The sequence below is a fragment of the Halobacteria archaeon AArc-dxtr1 genome, from assembly GCA_025517425.1.
In the GTDB taxonomy this organism is placed as follows: domain Archaea; phylum Halobacteriota; class Halobacteria; order Halobacteriales; family Natrialbaceae; genus Halostagnicola.
The window spans coordinates 70,809-86,387 of sequence record JAOPJY010000005.1 but is presented as its reverse complement, the minus strand read 5'-3'; the positions used below and the strand labels follow the sequence as shown (position 1 = coordinate 86,387).

General features: G+C 57.0%; 15 protein-coding genes. 7 read left to right on the top strand and 8 right to left on the bottom strand.

The window, feature by feature from the left end; translation table 11 throughout:
• Window positions 1-98: 98 nt before the first annotated feature.
• From OB905_14305 to OB905_14295, 3 genes are all read left to right on the top strand, one after another.
• On the top strand, window positions 99-1,346 hold the full coding sequence (locus tag OB905_14305; GenBank protein MCU4927136.1) for a DNA double-strand break repair nuclease NurA: 1,248 nt from the start codon (window positions 99-101) through the stop codon (window positions 1,344-1,346).
• Between the two features lie 67 nt (window positions 1,347-1,413).
• On the top strand, window positions 1,414-2,070 hold the full coding sequence (locus OB905_14300) for a hypothetical protein (GenBank protein MCU4927135.1): 657 nt from the start codon (window positions 1,414-1,416) through the stop codon (window positions 2,068-2,070).
• On the top strand, window positions 2,067-3,743 hold the full coding sequence (locus OB905_14295) for an ATP-binding protein (GenBank protein MCU4927134.1): 1,677 nt from the start codon (window positions 2,067-2,069) through the stop codon (window positions 3,741-3,743). Before OB905_14300 ends, OB905_14295 begins: the two co-directional genes overlap by 4 nt.
• A 364-nt stretch (window positions 3,744-4,107) precedes the next feature.
• Here the strand turns inward: OB905_14295 and OB905_14290 are convergent, their stop codons facing one another.
• Window positions 4,108-5,010, bottom strand: coding sequence for a hypothetical protein (locus OB905_14290; GenBank protein ID MCU4927133.1), 903 nt, complete (start codon window positions 5,008-5,010; stop codon window positions 4,108-4,110).
• A gap of 76 nt (window positions 5,011-5,086) precedes the next feature.
• On the bottom strand, window positions 5,087-6,013 hold the full coding sequence (locus OB905_14285) for a transcription initiation factor IIB family protein (protein ID MCU4927132.1): 927 nt from the start codon (window positions 6,011-6,013) through the stop codon (window positions 5,087-5,089).
• Window positions 6,014-6,298: 285 nt separating this feature from the next.
• Between OB905_14285 and OB905_14280 the strand changes: the two genes are divergently transcribed.
• The 3 genes from OB905_14280 (at window position 6,299) to OB905_14270 (ending at window position 9,455) form a co-directional block, all read left to right on the top strand.
• Window positions 6,299-7,144 (top strand): hypothetical protein, encoded by an 846-nt coding sequence (locus tag OB905_14280; protein MCU4927131.1) that lies wholly within the window; start codon window positions 6,299-6,301, stop codon window positions 7,142-7,144.
• A gap of 140 nt (window positions 7,145-7,284) precedes the next feature.
• Window positions 7,285-8,547 carry a hypothetical protein gene (locus OB905_14275; protein MCU4927130.1) on the top strand — a complete coding sequence of 421 codons (1,263 nt, stop codon included), beginning with the start codon at window positions 7,285-7,287 and terminating at the stop codon, window positions 8,545-8,547.
• 2 nt (window positions 8,548-8,549) lie between these two features.
• Complete coding sequence (locus OB905_14270; protein ID MCU4927129.1) at window positions 8,550-9,455, top strand: hypothetical protein; 906 nt, start codon at window positions 8,550-8,552, stop codon at window positions 9,453-9,455.
• A gap of 248 nt (window positions 9,456-9,703) precedes the next feature.
• On the opposite strand, the gene OB905_14265 is transcribed toward OB905_14270, so the two are convergent.
• On the bottom strand, window positions 9,704-10,600 hold the full coding sequence (locus tag OB905_14265; protein MCU4927128.1) for a DNA-binding protein: 897 nt from the start codon (window positions 10,598-10,600) through the stop codon (window positions 9,704-9,706).
• An 843-nt stretch (window positions 10,601-11,443) separates the two neighbouring features.
• Between OB905_14265 and prf1 the strand changes: the two genes are divergently transcribed.
• Window positions 11,444-12,520 (top strand): peptide chain release factor aRF-1, encoded by a 1,077-nt coding sequence (prf1, locus tag OB905_14260; GenBank protein MCU4927127.1) that lies wholly within the window; start codon window positions 11,444-11,446, stop codon window positions 12,518-12,520.
• 264 nt (window positions 12,521-12,784) lie between these two features.
• Here prf1 and OB905_14255 read toward each other — a convergent pair whose 3' ends face one another.
• The 5 genes from OB905_14255 to OB905_14235 all read right to left on the bottom strand — a co-directional run bounded on the left by OB905_14255 (window position 12,785) and on the right by OB905_14235 (window position 15,579).
• Entirely contained in the window at window positions 12,785-12,985 is a 201-nt protein-coding gene (locus OB905_14255) for a hypothetical protein (protein MCU4927126.1), read from the bottom strand.
• A 316-nt stretch (window positions 12,986-13,301) separates the two neighbouring features.
• Complete coding sequence (locus OB905_14250; GenBank protein ID MCU4927125.1) at window positions 13,302-13,862, bottom strand: hypothetical protein; 561 nt, start codon at window positions 13,860-13,862, stop codon at window positions 13,302-13,304.
• A 240-nt stretch (window positions 13,863-14,102) separates the two neighbouring features.
• On the bottom strand, window positions 14,103-14,438 hold the full coding sequence (locus OB905_14245) for a hypothetical protein (protein MCU4927124.1): 336 nt from the start codon (window positions 14,436-14,438) through the stop codon (window positions 14,103-14,105).
• Window positions 14,438-14,728, bottom strand: a complete 291-nt coding sequence (locus tag OB905_14240) for a hypothetical protein (protein MCU4927123.1) — start codon at window positions 14,726-14,728, stop codon at window positions 14,438-14,440. Before OB905_14240 ends, OB905_14245 begins: the two co-directional genes overlap by 1 nt.
• Before the next feature lie 659 nt (window positions 14,729-15,387).
• Window positions 15,388-15,579, bottom strand: coding sequence for a hypothetical protein (locus tag OB905_14235; GenBank protein MCU4927122.1), 192 nt, complete (start codon window positions 15,577-15,579; stop codon window positions 15,388-15,390).

The window sequence follows — 15,579 nt, the reverse complement described above, 5'->3', positions numbered from 1 at the left end:
CCTCGAAAAGCCCGACCGCGAGTCTCTCGTCGTGTCCGACGCTCACGCGGACGCTGGGAGATCGCCTTCACCAAAATCGGAGGTGGGGGAGGACTGAGATGCTCCAGAATCCCCACACAGTGAGCGAGCAGCTGGAACGACTCCGCGACGACCTCGCGGACTTCACTTCGAGTGACCGGTCGCTGGCCGCCGTCTATCGTGAGGCGCTCCTCGAAGAACTAGCATCGTCGACCGCTACGGAGGTCCGCGATGCCGTCACGGGAACGTATGCCGACGCGCTTCCGACCGCCGAGTTCGATGGGCTGGAGGAGTTAACCGTCTCGTTCCCGCCCGCGACCGAATGGACCTCCCACGAGAGTGCCGGGCGGTGGGCGAGCGATGTCCTCGACGGCCTGCCGACCATTGCGGTCGATGGATCGGAACTCGAGCCGACAACCGAATTGAACGTACCCGTCGGCCTCGTGCAGGTTGCTTCCTACGTGAACCACCATACCACCGATGGGCAGTATGCTCTCGACACTAAATCGGCAGTGCTCCCACCGACGGAGGTCGTTGTCGGTCCCGAGGACGGGTCGTACACCTACGTCGACGAGAGCCAGGTCCAGCACGCCCGGTACGAACGTGAGACTGAGACTGTGTGTGGACTGATTGAGGAGTACGCGGAGCACGACCCACCGCCGGTCGTCATCTACGACGGGTCGTTAACGGTGTCGTTCGCCAACCTGTTCGACGACGAGACCCGCCAGCGGTATCTCGATTCGATGGCGGCTCTGCTCGCCACGAGTCGCGCCAACGAGGTTCCTGTCGTCGGGTACATTGCCGGCTCACAGTCGTCGGACGTGGCCGACTTAGTGCAAAAACTCCGCCCTACAGGACTCGGCGACACGGGGCTACCGCGCGATGCCGCCATCTTCGCCCCCATGCTCGACACATGGGGCAGTCGAACCGCACTCTTTGAGAGCCAGCGGGACCGTTCGCTCCAGAAGTTGCGAACCACTTACCACGGCGAAGAGTACGCCTTCGGCGATCGCCTCCGGTTTGCATACGCGGACTTCGGCGAGGGTGAGAGCTTGGACCGCCTCGAAGTCCCACAGTGGCTCTGTGAGACGGACGCGCCGGCCGGACGGCCGGGCAATTCCATGTTCGAGTACGCCTTTCAAGCCGTCCAGGCGGAAGCCGCGGTTGGCCAGGGCTACCCCGAGGCGATACAGGTGGCCGACGGCGAGGCCGTCCTGACCGGAAGCGACCGGGATCGCCTGATTCGGATGCTCTTCCGGCTAGGCGAAGATACTGAGGTTCCGATCGAGTGGAACCCCAAAGATCGGAGCAAGCGTCGTCGCCGATGATCGGAATAACCTCAGCTAGGCGACCCTCCCACGAACAAACAAATACGATACCCTACACAACACTACGATGACCATTCGAACCACGTTCCCCGACGCGAAGGCTCTTGGAAGTATCGCTCAATCGCAGTCGACTATTGACTACACTGCGACAATCCTGACTGACCGCGACGCCGACGATCCACCGGACGTCACCGACTACGGATTCGGCCAGCCGGTCGTGATGCCGATGGGTCGACGTGATGCCGAAGAAGTGGCGATCGGCGTTGTCCACGGCACGCAGGTGATCGACCCCGGAATGGGTGGTCTGGGCCCGACGCTCGGTGCTGATGGCGCTACTGACCAGTTCCGACCGAGTCTTGTCGACGAACCGACGACCCTCATCGGCATTGCGCTCCTCGGTACTGCTACTGCTACCGGCGACTCGAGCGATGGTGACCGAATTGAAACGCCGGACCACTCGATCCCGACATTCGCAATTGGCCACGGTACGACCGTCTACCAGTGTCCCGAAGCCACCTTTCGCATGTTCCACTTCGTCGATGGTGACCTCTCGCTGGCCTACTATCCCCGGCTGATTGAGGTCGCCGGGACATTCGGAGCCGAGCTCGTTGGTGCGATTGCTGAACGACTGCACGAGACGACTGAGGGGTACGACGATCTTCTGGATGTAATCGAACGGAAGGTCGCCCATCAGGCCAATGTAAACCGGGGGGTACTCCAATGAGTGGTGACAGGACGACGGTCGTGGATGCAGCTGAGCTGGCAGCTGAGCCCGTTGTCGGGACTGTCATCGAACCGGGAGACGAAGTCGGCGAGTTCGTGTTTGCAGCGCCGGACGGACAGGCGGTGTCGACCGGCGAGTTCGTGGCGTACAGCCAGTCCACCGGAGGTAATAGTGACGAAGTGGTCTTGGCACGAGTGAGTGACCGCGAACGGGAAGCAGGGCTCCCAGCGTCATTCATGACGGACCCGGACGTGGATGCTGGACGGGTGGCAACGGCGCTGGGTGCCGAGGCGGATGGTGGAGAACTCTACTGCATCACGGCAGAGGTAATCGGCTACTACGACCCAGGCTTTGAGTCGTTTCGGAATCCACGGAAATTACCTGATACCGGCACGCGACTTTACCGTGCCCCCGGCGAGATGCTGGAGGTGGTCATCCCCAACGTCACACCACCCGGATTCCGTGAGGAAGACGATCCCGACCCAGGCATGGCGTGGATGGGTCGGCTGCTGAACCGGGCTGATGAAAAGGTGACTGTCGAGCTACCGGTCAATGAGGTGGCGGCGACACATCTCGCTATCCTTGCTTCGACGGGCAGCGGAAAGTCCTACACTGCCAGCGTACTCCTCGAGGAGATGCTCAAGCCTGCCACACGCGCTTCGGTTCTGGTATTCGACCCTCACGGCGAGTACGACAGTCTGGACCAGATGTGCGACCATCCCGCTTTCGAGGGCGCGGATGGATACCGGCCATCGGCCGAGATCCGAAAGCCCGACCAGCTCTCGGTGAAGTTGGCTGACCTGACCTACGCTGACTTACGCTCGATCCTTGACCCAACCGAACGGATGTCGTCGGTGTTGAGTGACGCCTACGACGATCTTCGGAGCGAGGACGCGTTTACTGTGAACGACCTCGAACAGGCTTGCCACCGCAACCATCCGGACGGAGAGGCGTCCGGTCTGAAATGGCGAATCAATCGTAACCTCCAGCAGTCGGACTTCTTCGATGCGTACGACCGACTCGACCTTGACGCGCTCGTCAACCCTGGTCAAGTGACCGTCCTTCGGATGGACGGGCTCTCCCGCCGCGACCAGCAGGTGATGGCCGCCGTCCTGCTCCGGAAACTCTACGAGGGGCGCGAGGCGGTCGTGGTCGGTGACCCAGACGACGTTCGGACACCGATCGAACACCCTGTATTCACGCTATTCGAGGAAGCACACCGCTTCGCTCCCGATGGAGACTCACAGGCCTTGTCGATCATACGACAGGTGAACAGTGAGGGTCGGAAGTTCGGGATCGGGACCGGACTGATTACTCAGCGCCCGTCAAAACTCGACCAAACCGTCCTCTCACAATGCGGTACCCAAATCACGATGCAGATCAAAAATCCGAACGATCAGCAAGCAATCCGCGATTCCGTTGAGGGCGCCGGCGCAGCGGTGCTCGATGAGCTCCCTGGCTTGACCAAGGGCCAAGCAGTCATTTCGGGGGATGCGGTCAACACACCAGTGCTGACGAAGATTCGAGAGCGGCACACGGAGCACGACGCTGAGAATTTGAAGGCTGACCAACTCTGGCGGGAGGCGTACGATGACGCCCAGAACGCGCCTTCTAGTAGTGCTCCCGCTGATATAGACGATGGGAGTGTGTTCGGTAGCGGAGAAGAGCTGTAACCTCTATCTCTGTTCGACAGCACTCCCGCTCTGAACTCCCGGGGATGACTGGATTCTGGGTATTCGGTGTACAGGCTGTCTTAGGTGCTGAGAATTTCAAGAAACCAGATAGCTCTATGCGTGGTCCGGTTTCGCCATCTTGGATGTAGACTCATTAGGAGCTGTTTCGGCCACTTCGAGTCGGTGTCCTCATCACCAACGGGGTATCGGCCGTGATACGGTGCTTCAGTTTGAAGTTTGCTGCGCCCCAGTGAGAGTAGTGGACCGTGTACTGGCCATCGGTACGTTCGTACGCAACAAGTGTTAACCAACAACTCCTGGCATCTACATTCTACGTTGGTTAAGATACTGCTCAGCCGATCATCTATTGGGGTTCCGGTCCGTGACGAGGTGACTGACACACTTGGCAATTCCACATCGGCTGGCCAGACCACTCGTCATCTGGGATAGACTCGAATTCCTGGAACTGATGCACAGTGTTCCGATCGCACTTGCGACACTCAAGACGTGTTTTCGAGGGAACGCTGGGTTGACGATCCTCCGAATGCTCGTCGGTAACGGCGCGCTGGAGTGCAATGGCTGGCACCAACCAGAAATCGTTTTCGGCACTCTCCAGTAGGGTTGTAAGCCGATCTTCGTTGCGAACGTCGTACCCTCCCTCATCGTAGAGAAACGTAGAGTGCGCTCCCTCACTCCATGACTGCGTCGAATCTGTCTGTCCCGTCCGCTCACGAGCGACTGTGAGTAGCTGTTCACCGCTTTCGGAGGTGACTCGAACTGCTTCGGGCAGCGAGGGCCACTTGTCGGTCAGTTGTGCAGCGGGCTCTGTATCGAGGTCATAGATTAGCTGGCAGTCGCCGACCGCAGAGTCCCTGTCAACCTTCGTGAGGAGCGTGGCTGCAGCAGCACCTTTCGCGACGGCGGCGTAGAACGTCGAGGCCTCGACGAGGAGATAGACGACATGAAGTAGTGTCCACTCAGTATCCGAGGTGGTACTCTCATCACTGGTTTCATCGAGATGATTTGAGAGGCAGAACCGACACTTGGTGCGGTTAGCAGAAATCGAAGCGCCACATGAGGAACACTCGCTCTGTGTCGATCCCGTTCGATTTGGATACGATTCGAGCCTTTCCCTTCGCATTCCCTCTCCTTGTCCTGTGTTGCCTCGTCCAGAAAGCTGGTTGTCGGGAACGTGGTTCGCTTCGCCAAGGGGTCGTAGTTCCTCAAAATCAGATTGTCGTCCATTCATAAAGTCGTCTGGCAACATCTTCCTTCGTCTCTGTATTTAAATCTCGGCGATCAACGCCGAACTTGAATCGGCAGAAAACTCGTAGATCGCGTCTTCAGACAGCCAATTCCTTCAGCGTATCTTGATGCGACCGGATGGTCGTTGCAGTGACGCTCGCCACCTCCGCCACTTCCGCTTGCGTCAGCCACCATCCCTCTTCACGACCCGCCTTGTACAGACAGGCGGCTGCGAATCCTGATGGTTTGACCCCCGACGCTACTCCTGTCGATTCCGACTGTTCAGCCAACCTCCAAGCTCGCTGTCGGAGGTACGCTGGAACATCGAGTTCTGACGCGAGACGAGGGATAAATTCGCTGGGGCGAACAGGCTGGGTCGGCAGTCCGAGTTCTGTATTCAACGTCTTATAGGCATTCGTGACTCTTGATTGTTCAACGCGTGCCGCGTCGACGAGGTCGTCGAGTAGCCGTGAGTGGCCGTTACATCGACAGGCCCCGTAGACGCTTGCTGCCGCTATCGCCTCGATCGATCGGCCTCGTAGCAGGTCTTCGGTTTGAGCGCTCCGGAACAGTTGACACGCCTGGTCACGAACCGAATCTGAGAGCTCGAGGACGCTCGCGATTCTTCGGACCTCACCCAGGCCGTGTGCGAGGTTTCGCTCGGCTTTCGACTGGAAGCGACTACGAGTCTGTTCACGCCGCATTCGGGATAGCCGCTGGCGCTTTCGTCCGGAGAGTTTGTTCCCGTTCGCATCTTTCCAGCGACCGATCTCGGTCGAAAGTCCTCGGTCATGACGTGCTGCTGTAAGTGGAGCACCCGTCCGCTTTCGCTGGTCCTGATCGTGAGTTCTCCATTCAGGGCCGTGATCGATTCGTTGTTCGTCAATAACGAGTCCACAGTCCACACAGCTGGTTTCGACCGAGTTGGTAGTGATCCAGCCATCGCACTCGGGACATGAGTTCGTGCTGGAGTTCGTCTGTACGTCCTCGTCGAAGCTCGTTTCGTAGATATCTCTAGTCGCCATGTTTTCTCATCAATTTTTGGAGATTCGCCGATACGGCGAACCCCTCACCCCTTGAGGGAACAATAGACTCTGTCGAGGGATTGACGTACCTACTAAGGGATTTCGCGTTCTTGAATCACGACGTTATGAAGATTTACATATATTATAAATACAGCGACCTCCAGAAAAGATACAATTCTTAAGCACAAACTCAACTATCCAGCACCCAAACGAAATCTATTCAACGTGATCGAGTTACTACTTCGAAAATTATATCGTCGACAGAAGGAACTGATGTAGATAAGAATGGATGGTGACAGCTCCGACAGCTTGCGATCAAAAGTCTGGAGCTCCATCAAAACCCGCTGGGTCGAACTCCTTGGCATCATCTTCCTCGCCGCAGTAGCAATCGACCTCTGTATCTATGCCGGAGAGCAATTCGTGAACAGCGTCACATCATGGGCCAGCACCAACGACGGCCTCGCCTCAATCATCCTCTCCGCAGGCCTGCTCTTCGCCTACCTCCTACAATTCCGCACCCAAGACCGGCAACGAGTCCTGATGAACCAACAAAAACAGATCATGGATGCTGGATATACACCACTTGTCGGCGTCACACAGCAAACCCTCGAAGACCACAGCTCTAATCCCGAAATTTCCGAAACCGAATCCCTTCAACTCACCATAGTTAACCGCGGTAACTCACTAGCAACTGATCTCCAACTCCACTTCCTGATCTCTTACGACACCGATAACCAACGCTACACGAATCACAGCCGCCCACTCAGAAGAACAGAAGACGGCGTATGGTGGAGCTCTGGGTCCGGCGGCAGTATATCCCCCGAGGAAGACGAAGTAGAGTTTTCCGTCCCAGCGGAAGTCACTGACATAGAACACAGCCAAGACGAACCCATCGACATCGCTGACGCCATCAATGACATCTTTGTATCAGAGGGCGACATCGACGAAATAGAAATCGCAACACAACTCCGCTACAAAGACGCCAAAGGAAACCAGAAAGAAATCGACCTCTCAATCTACACCATTAAATCATCCAACGGAGATGCCAACCTGAAACTGTCCTCAGCCGCCAACGAAAGAGCCGTAAGAAAATCCAAAGAATCAGACAAAGTCGGCGCTATCAAAGCCTGAACGCCTCCATACCCTCTCCGATAAAGTCATCATGCATCTTTTTGTTCCCAGCGGAAAGAGTCTCGCTAATGGCAGTCCGCACACCCTCCCCAAACACAACAAGAACCACAGGTTAAACCCCCATCACTATGAAACCAAACTTGGAAAACCTGACCGGGGAAGATATCGACACGATCGTCGGCGAACTTGTTGATTTTGTAACTCGAACCGACGAAGAGATATCTGAAGAAAAAAAGAAGAAAACGACGAAAACTCCGGAGCTGAAGTTCTTCATCGCACGCGGTAACGAATACGAACTTGGAAACTTGGCAGCGATCGTGGAAACCCAACTCCGAGATAAATCCCTGAAAGACTACGAATATACCTTCTTCGAGGAACATCTGTTCGAAGAACAAAAACTGAATGAGGACACTTCCTACGTCCGAATCAGCACGCCGGAATACGACCGTCACGACCACTTCATCTTCTACCTCAAGAATAACTATCTCCGGGTCTTCACAGTCGAACGACGTCACTGGACCAAACGAACCGTAGAGAAACTGATTCGCTACCTCCCCTCATTAGATAGAGTATTCCTCTCCTCAGAAGACCTCGTCGATATCGTCAACAAAGTCGAAGGCAACATCGACGGCTTCACCGCGAAATATGATACTGTCTTCGACGACCGAGATATGAGCATCCAGCTCCACGGTGGGGAACAACGGTATCTAACAGATCTGGAAGACGATTACGGAGTCCAACCTACCCGACTGGAATTCAGCAAGACGAACAGCCCGAGAATTGAGGGAACAGCAAACCGGGACGGATACGGCTCGATTCCACGTGTCCAGCAATCGGAACCCGGCTTTGGGAACGATACCACAATAGAACTCACCAACCAATACGTCGAAAAGGATCAGGAGAACTTCGAAGTCGAATACGCGCCAAGAAAGCTGTCCTATAGGGACGAACAGGCCATACAAGAGCTCTCCGACTTCGATGTAGAGGACTCGAAAGACGTACCCGCCCCCTCCGACGATAATACACCAGATTCTGTAGCGGTCGACGGTGGATTCGCCATTGAAGGCTACACCACAGTCGAACTGGTTGAGCACATACCCAACAAGAAAACGGACCCGGATCAGGAATCTCCGTCGTTCGAGCAATTGGTCGAAGGGCTTCGGGAAAACATCCTCGATAGAAAACACCGATACGACTTTTCAGAGTGGGAAGAAGGCAACTTCTTTGTCTTCGACGGAGAACGGAACGAACCCTTCGAAATCACGATCAACGAGACGAACATCCTGCTCCACGCCAAGGCAACCACGACAGCTGCCAGCCTCAGCGACTTTTACTCCATTATCCACAGAGAACTCAGCACTAATTATCGGGTGAAGAAGCACTCGGAGAAGATTACTGTCTAACCATGGGATGGCTGGAACAAAAAGAGAAAATAAACGCTCTGAACCTCTTCCACTCAGTTATAAAAAGCGATACCAGTAATCGTGGGATCGCGTCTCAGGGCTTCAAACTCGTCGGTCCATTTCTCCCAGTCCCCGATAACCGGAACGACGTGTTCACACGGCCAGAATTCACGTTCTACAGCGGCGACACCGTCGTCTTCGTCAACGTAGAACCAGATGACCGAGTCACCGAAGAACACCGTCGCCGAGCAGAAGACTACCAACGGTTGAACCTAGAGGCCGTCGAAGACTTCATCCGGAAAAAAGGCAGAGCAGGAGAAGTCCATCTTTCCACCCGTAATCTCAACCACTTCGAACATCATCTCGTTTTTGACAAAGACGCCGTAGAGTCAGCTAAGGCAGGAGGACCCGGTGCAGATATCTACGATGACATCAAGGACAAATGCGGCATCCTCTCACAGAGCAGAGGCGGTAAACTCCTTTTCGAAGACGGATTAGCACAAGACGACTCCTTCCACAGCATTGTTTCCACCGGAATCAACTTGCCTCCAACCCCGAGCAAAGAGTTCCTTCTGACTGGACAAATCAAACCTGAGAGCTTGGCAGTATCGCTTGCCCAAGTTATCCTGCCGGAACAGTTCAAACACAACGAGACTGTGAAGATGACACCCCGTAGGGTTCCCCACTACTATGACCGTGATATGGATCTTGATATGGTGAGGAAGACCCTAGAATACCTTCGGCATAGAAATGCGTGCGACGACATCGGGAAATACGAGTACTCGTTCAGCCGGGGAGACATCTCCGAGCTCTATGACGTGGAAGAACATCTCCGTGAGACCACGGTCCAGGAGTATTTGGAGAAACAGGGCGGGAAGCAGTTCTCCATAGCGGAGTACACTGACTAAGAATTCGGCTCCAAGAAACCGAGAACATCCACGAACGTTTCAACATGATCGCAGATACGCCCGTACCAGTCGTGGGTCTGACACATTCGCTCGCATCGCGTACTCCTTCCCCAGTTTCTTGCTCAAATGTTGGACTTGTTCTCGAGGTCGTGGCTGCGCGCGCAGCAAAGCGAGCACGGAGCGGAGGGTGGGGAGGAGGGGCCTGGGTTGGTCCGGCAGTAGCAAAAAAAGAAGGGTGCGACGACCGGCTACTCCCACCACCGACCGCGCTCGGGGAAATGCACGGTACTCCAGCCGGTCAGAGCCACCGAGACGCGCCCGTTGTACCAGTTCTTCGCCGCTCCATGAATCCGAACGTGTTCCCCCTCCTCAATCCAGGGTTGGTCGCTCGCAACCCAGCTGGTGAACTTCGTCCGTCCGCTTTCGTCTTCGATGAGTCCCACTTGGGAAATAGCTGAACTCGACGGCTCCCACAGCTGCGTCACAGTACCTTTGATACTCACCTCTTTCCGATTGACGCCCTCGAGCATCCCGATAGGAACCACCTGTCCCGGCGCCGTCTGCAACTCCTCGAACACCCCGACGACTGCACTCATCAGGTCTTTCCCATCGACGACGGCTTCACCCATTCGCCGACCAATCGCTGCTCGCGACCAGCCATCCAGCTTCTCGGCCAGCCGCATTGACTGCTTGTTCACCACAGCCAACTGCTCCTGCGTCAGTTCTGCACGAGGATCGTCTCGGTCCGGATCCGCCCACGGGTCCACGCTCGCTGCCCGTTTCTGGAACTCAACACGTCGCTCAGCACTCCGCTTCGCCGCGATATCTCGAGTCCGTTTCTCCCGACCTTCTTGGGTCCCCATCTCCGCCCTGGCACTGATGCGCTCCAGCTCCGCCTCTCGCGCCCGAATGCGTTCTTCCTGTTCAAGAGTCGCACCGTAGATCCGCTCGTCACTGGTGTCGACCATCCCGTTCGGGTGGTTGGCATCTACCTTCGCCTGCACCTCCATCTGTACCGTTGCCTGGAACTCCGGTGTCTCATCGACGACTTCGAAGCCGTCCTCGTCGACCACCGCTTCGTCTGCTTTTTCGAATGCTTGTTCATCGACCGAAACTACTTCACTGGTAACGTTCTTACTTGACATTGGAACTCAACCTAGTTCCGAAGGCGCTCAGCGCCCGACACCGCGATGCTGCTACATCGCGGTTTTCCGACGACGACGACCGACAGAACCATCTGTGCGCTCTCGCTCGCGCCTTCGTGAGCGCCCCTTGGGGCGCGAGCGAGAGCGCCTCGGGGAGGTTATCCAACCAGAACCGCGCGCCGACCCGCCCGGAACGAGCGGCCAGCTTTAAGCCGTTTCTCGCGTCCGGCCCGGACTGCGGGTCCGTGTCCAGCGCGACGGTCGTGAGCACGGCGAGTCGTGGCATGACTCGCCGCGTGGAGCGGCCCAAAGTGCTGGAACGCGAAAGCCTGCGAGGGGCGCAACCGAAAACGCGCTTAATGCTGGCGTCGAGACCAGATTCATTTCAGCCCGGAACGGCGAGCTTGCTCGCCGCATGCCCGGAATGGTCGGTCGCGAGCGATGCGGAGGGCGGAAGCGGCGAGCGGGGCGTGCCGTAACAAAGAACCTGTTCAACCGGGTTCGACGCTCAGTGACACAGCCGACATCCTGGTGGACTCAGAAAGGGCGAGGCTGTCTCGGTCGTCCCCCGACTCCGCAAGCACCGCAGGTACGAGGAGCGCAGCGTGGGTCGCGGGATGTCGAGCGGCCGAGGGCTTTCTATCCGTTCTCGGCCACCGCCCGCAGTCTCGACGTAAGCATTATTCTGCACCGACGCGAAAGCCATCTATGCACCATACACCGCCGGTGCAACAGGTGAACGTGCGGACGATGAGCGCTTGCTCTGTTCTTTCATAGGTGGTCGCGGCGCCGACGGGTGTATCGCCTTCTCATCGAGCAGCGACGCCGCTTTCACCGATACAAATGCAAACCACCGAGTACGAACTCCGCGATCGAATCGACCAGCTCAGAAACTACCGTGGCGAGGGCACCGAACTCATCACCGTAGCCGTTCCGCCAGACAAATCACTCCATGCAGTCCGTGAGCGCATCGACCGCGAATATGCACAGGCTGCGAACATCAAATCCGATCAGACACGAACCCACGTCCAGGATGCTCTTGGACGCATCCGACGCCTTCTGCAAGCGTGCGAAGAAACGCCACCAAGCGGCCTCGTCATCTACGCTGGTGTCGTCGACGGTGAGCTGCACGACGCCGTCTTCGACGATCTCGACGTTCCCGTCGACGTCTCACTGTACCGCTGTGCGGCTGAATTCGAGACCGCCCCCGTCGAGCAGGCGCTCACCCCGTCAGAGGTGTACGGTCTGGTTGTCCTCGAACGGGGCCGTGCCGCTCTCGGCCGCCTCGCCGGCGAACGCATCGTTTCCATCCGGACGTTCGAGAGCCAGGTGATGGGGAAATCCCGTGCAGGCGGTCAGAGTGCGCAGCGTTTCGAACGTGAGCGGAATCGCCAGAAACACGAGTTCTTTGAGCAGGTTGCCGACGCTGCCGAACAGACATTCCTCGACGAGCCTACTGTCGATGGCATCCTCCTCGGCGGTACGACGATTACCGTCGATGAGTTTCAGCAGGGTGATTATCTCCACCACGAGTTGCGGAACTACATACTGAGCGTCTACCCGATTGAGTACGCGACCAAGCAGGGGCTCTCACAGCTCGTTGAGCGCGCCGAGGACGTGCTGTCTAATGCTGAGCGCCGACGGGAACGGGAGGCTCTCGATCGGTTCTTCACGGCGCTGGGGCAGGGTGAAGATGTCGCTTACGGTGCTGAGGAAACGCGAACCGCCCTCGACTACGGAGCGGTCGACGTCCTCATCGTTTCTGACGCACGGCCATCAGCAGAGATTCGTGAATTGGAGGCAGCGACGACCGACCAAGGCGGTGAGTGTCTCGTTGTGTCGACTGACACAGACCGAGGTGCCCAGTTCGATACTGCATTCGGGGGTCTTGGAGCGCTCCTCCGGTTTCCGATCAACTAAGCCGATTAGCATTGAATTCCATAGCTGTCGTAGCGGCCCAGTCTACGGGTCTGGAGGCAGTCATCGATTGCGCAGACGCACTCTCAAGCGTGAGGGAAGAGTCGTAGCGGGTCAGTCCATAGTCAGCGTACGCGTCGTGCTAGTGTAAGGATGAGGGAGCAACGGGACAGTCTCACACCCGAGTCCACCTCGGTTAGAGGACGAGGACGGACGGGGATCCAGAGAACGGGAGGCGACAGTGCAGGTTTCAGAGCACCTCTGGCATCATCGGTCGAGCACCTCGACATCGGGATTTATCCCGGCTGGACCAGCGACTGCTTTCGCCCGCTCGAGTTCGCGGAGTTCTCGCTGGGCCTGTCGTTCGAGGGCAACTGCCCGCCGTCGGCGTTCGATTCTCTGTTCGCCGACAATATCGTCGTCCTCGATCGTGAAGCGCTTGCCTCGATGATCAATCTGCTCGAGCATCAGTACGCATCCTCCTGAGCTGTGTCTCGAGCGTCTGCCTGCAGATGCTCATAGCGGACTTCACAGCTGTCCGAACAGAATCGGCCAGCGTATCCTGCCCGATCGCGGGTGAGTCTCGTACAGGTCGGTAACCGACACTCGTTATATCTGGTCATCTGGCAACACCTCGCTTCAGGAGCCATGTCGTCTCAGCGTCTGGCGACGCTGGTGCTACGTTGTTTGTTCGCATGGGTTTCTGCGGTGGCTTCAGTCGAACCCCCGCACCCCTCTCGGGGGCGACAAACTATCTCGAGCGGACGAGCGGCTCAACCCACAGTCACCGGTTGAATGTCCCATCCGGGGCGGGAGTGATCCCAGTTCGAATCTCGAGATCGACGCGTCTGAGATGCTTACAACCACCGGAGGGCTGGCGTTGTTCACAATCCGGACAAGTACACGTCTCCGCTTCGACGTCAATCATGTAGGTGTTCCCACTCCCGCTGACGACCTCGTAGGTTGGCCCCACGCTGGCGAAACGAACGTCCATATCCTCGCTTAGCGCGCGACGGGTTCGTGGCTCATCGACAGAGTAGCCGCCTACCTCGAGTGCAGTCGGTGGCTGGGTGTTCTCACAAGGGTTGGTGAATTCGTCTCGACGATTGCGTTCTTGCCCACATTTTCTGCAGCGCCAGTAGCGTGTGCGGTATTCATAGCCTCCTGTAAGGTCGATCTCATACGGTGATGGCTCAGTTCCGGGAAGCCACTCGTCAATAGCTATGAGTTCATGTCCGTTGAGGCGGGCAACGTCACCTGGATAACTGCGATCCCGGTCGCTCGTGTCCGTCTGGGATTGGTCGTCTCGATACGATCCGCTCTGGAGTGACTGATCTGTACTCATTAGTGATCTCGAGGCACACATGGTCGCGCCTCACCCTTCAGGCGCGAAAAACGAGTTCCAGGTGGGTGAGCGAGAGGGAAAACAAGGGTTGACTGGAAAGGAGGTCCTTCATTCGAAAGTACTCTTCGAGGAGAAATGTGGCCGAGAGGAACTCGCGGATGACGTCACCGGTAGCTCAGCTTGATGCGTGTGGCATAGCGCTTCTTGACTACGTTATCACTGAAACCCTGCGATCAGGGGCTACTCCACTGGCGCCGCGACGAGGTGCTCCTTGAGGTCGCGCGTCCAGTATGTGGCGGGCCCACCGGGGCTACAGTGAACACAAAGCTGCAGCGGCCCCTCGAGATGTCCGAGTTCTACGCGGAACCGGGTGAGCGCTGCGAGCGTGTCAACGACGAGCCCACACCCGTCGCAGGCGTGGTGATCGCGCTCATCGGGATCGGGTTGCGCCTGAATTGCACAGTCGACACAGATCTGGTGGGTGACCCGCTCTTCTTTCCCCCACGTGTGTGCTTTGCCAGCGCCAGCATCGGGGAGCGTCTCACAGAAGGCACACCCCGAGAGTGTCTGCTGCATCAGGCCGTCTCCTCGCCGGCGTTGTAAGCGACTGTCCAGCCTTTGTGGAAGACGGCGAGTTGGGTAATCGATTCGAACGCTTCACTACTGGGTTCGTGGACGAGCACGCGCTTTTCAGCGATTGGGATGACGATGCCCGCGTCGAGGAGCTCATTGACCAAGTTACGGGCCTCCGAATCGTCCATGTCCGCCGTCCCAACGCGGGCGGCGTCTTGATCTTGGGCGAGGAGTTCGGCCTCGAACTGTTCGTAGTCGGCACTCGTGTCGTCGTTGAGTTCGGGTTTAGACATGAGAATTCCATCGAGCACGCTAACGCGCGCTCCACGCCTTCTGGCGCAGAAAAACAGGCTATCGCGAGTGTCCTGTTCGTCCTACACGATTCATGGCCTGACCGTCGATGACGTCACAAACCAAGCCAGAACACGTCGTGATGGTTGTTTGGTCATAGGGCGTCGTCACTGGATAGTAAAACAGCCGTCGATGAGCATGTCATAGAATCAATTCATATTTCCAGAGTGTCATAGAGTGCTTCTCACAGGATTCGAAAACGAACAGTACAGGGCCTCTATTGAGTACACTTAGCCGGCACTAAATCCCGCTGCCGGAATGAAACGGGTATCTGTTCATCCGTCTCTACGTCTCGAAGAGTGTACGAATAGGTATCTATGCCCCGTCCAGTTTCTTTACCGAGGTCATCTGTGAGAATTTCAACAACTTCACAAACCACACCGTGATACCGGGAATCAGGATCGTCAGCTCCGATGTAGATCTGCACCCGTTCGCCGACAGAGTACGGCTCGCTTGCTGGTTGTGGGATGTCTTCCATTTATATGTGATGAGTCGACAAGCTCTATCAGTCCATCGCTACGTTCGCATCCTTCCTGGCCGCTGTGAACGATTTTATGACACGCTAGTCGATAGCTAACGAGGCGCTAAGAATCCTGTTGAGTCACTCGTCTTCAAGCGCTGCGTAGATCTCTGCGTGGCGGCGTCCGTCAAGCTTCCCCATCTCGAGGGCGATCTCGTGACGTTCGGCGTCGCTCTCGGCCGCCTGATACCGCTCGTACAGTCGGCGGACTTCTTCGTCGACCGTTGCCGAGGAATCGGTGCTGGACGCCATCTCTGTATTGAACGTACTCAT

Coding starts and splice junctions, on each gene's coding strand:
- OB905_14280 (MCU4927131.1), top strand. CDS start 6,299: ATGGATGGTGACAGCTCCGACAGCTTGCGATCAAAAGTCTGGAGCTCC.
- OB905_14295 (MCU4927134.1), top strand. CDS start 2,067: ATGAGTGGTGACAGGACGACGGTCGTGGATGCAGCTGAGCTGGCAGCT.
- prf1 (MCU4927127.1), top strand. CDS start 11,444: ATGCAAACCACCGAGTACGAACTCCGCGATCGAATCGACCAGCTCAGA.
- OB905_14245 (MCU4927124.1), bottom strand. CDS start 14,438: ATGCAGCAGACACTCTCGGGGTGTGCCTTCTGTGAGACGCTCCCCGAT.
- OB905_14240 (MCU4927123.1), bottom strand. CDS start 14,728: ATGTCTAAACCCGAACTCAACGACGACACGAGTGCCGACTACGAACAG.
- OB905_14305 (MCU4927136.1), top strand. CDS start 99: ATGCTCCAGAATCCCCACACAGTGAGCGAGCAGCTGGAACGACTCCGC.
- OB905_14290 (MCU4927133.1), bottom strand. CDS start 5,010: ATGTTGCCAGACGACTTTATGAATGGACGACAATCTGATTTTGAGGAA.
- OB905_14285 (MCU4927132.1), bottom strand. CDS start 6,013: ATGGCGACTAGAGATATCTACGAAACGAGCTTCGACGAGGACGTACAG.
- OB905_14235 (MCU4927122.1), bottom strand. CDS start 15,579: ATGAGTACGTTCAATACAGAGATGGCGTCCAGCACCGATTCCTCGGCA.
- OB905_14250 (MCU4927125.1), bottom strand. CDS start 13,862: ATGAGTACAGATCAGTCACTCCAGAGCGGATCGTATCGAGACGACCAA.
- OB905_14265 (MCU4927128.1), bottom strand. CDS start 10,600: ATGTCAAGTAAGAACGTTACCAGTGAAGTAGTTTCGGTCGATGAACAA.
- OB905_14255 (MCU4927126.1), bottom strand. CDS start 12,985: ATGCTCGAGCAGATTGATCATCGAGGCAAGCGCTTCACGATCGAGGAC.
- OB905_14270 (MCU4927129.1), top strand. CDS start 8,550: ATGGGATGGCTGGAACAAAAAGAGAAAATAAACGCTCTGAACCTCTTC.
- OB905_14300 (MCU4927135.1), top strand. CDS start 1,414: ATGACCATTCGAACCACGTTCCCCGACGCGAAGGCTCTTGGAAGTATC.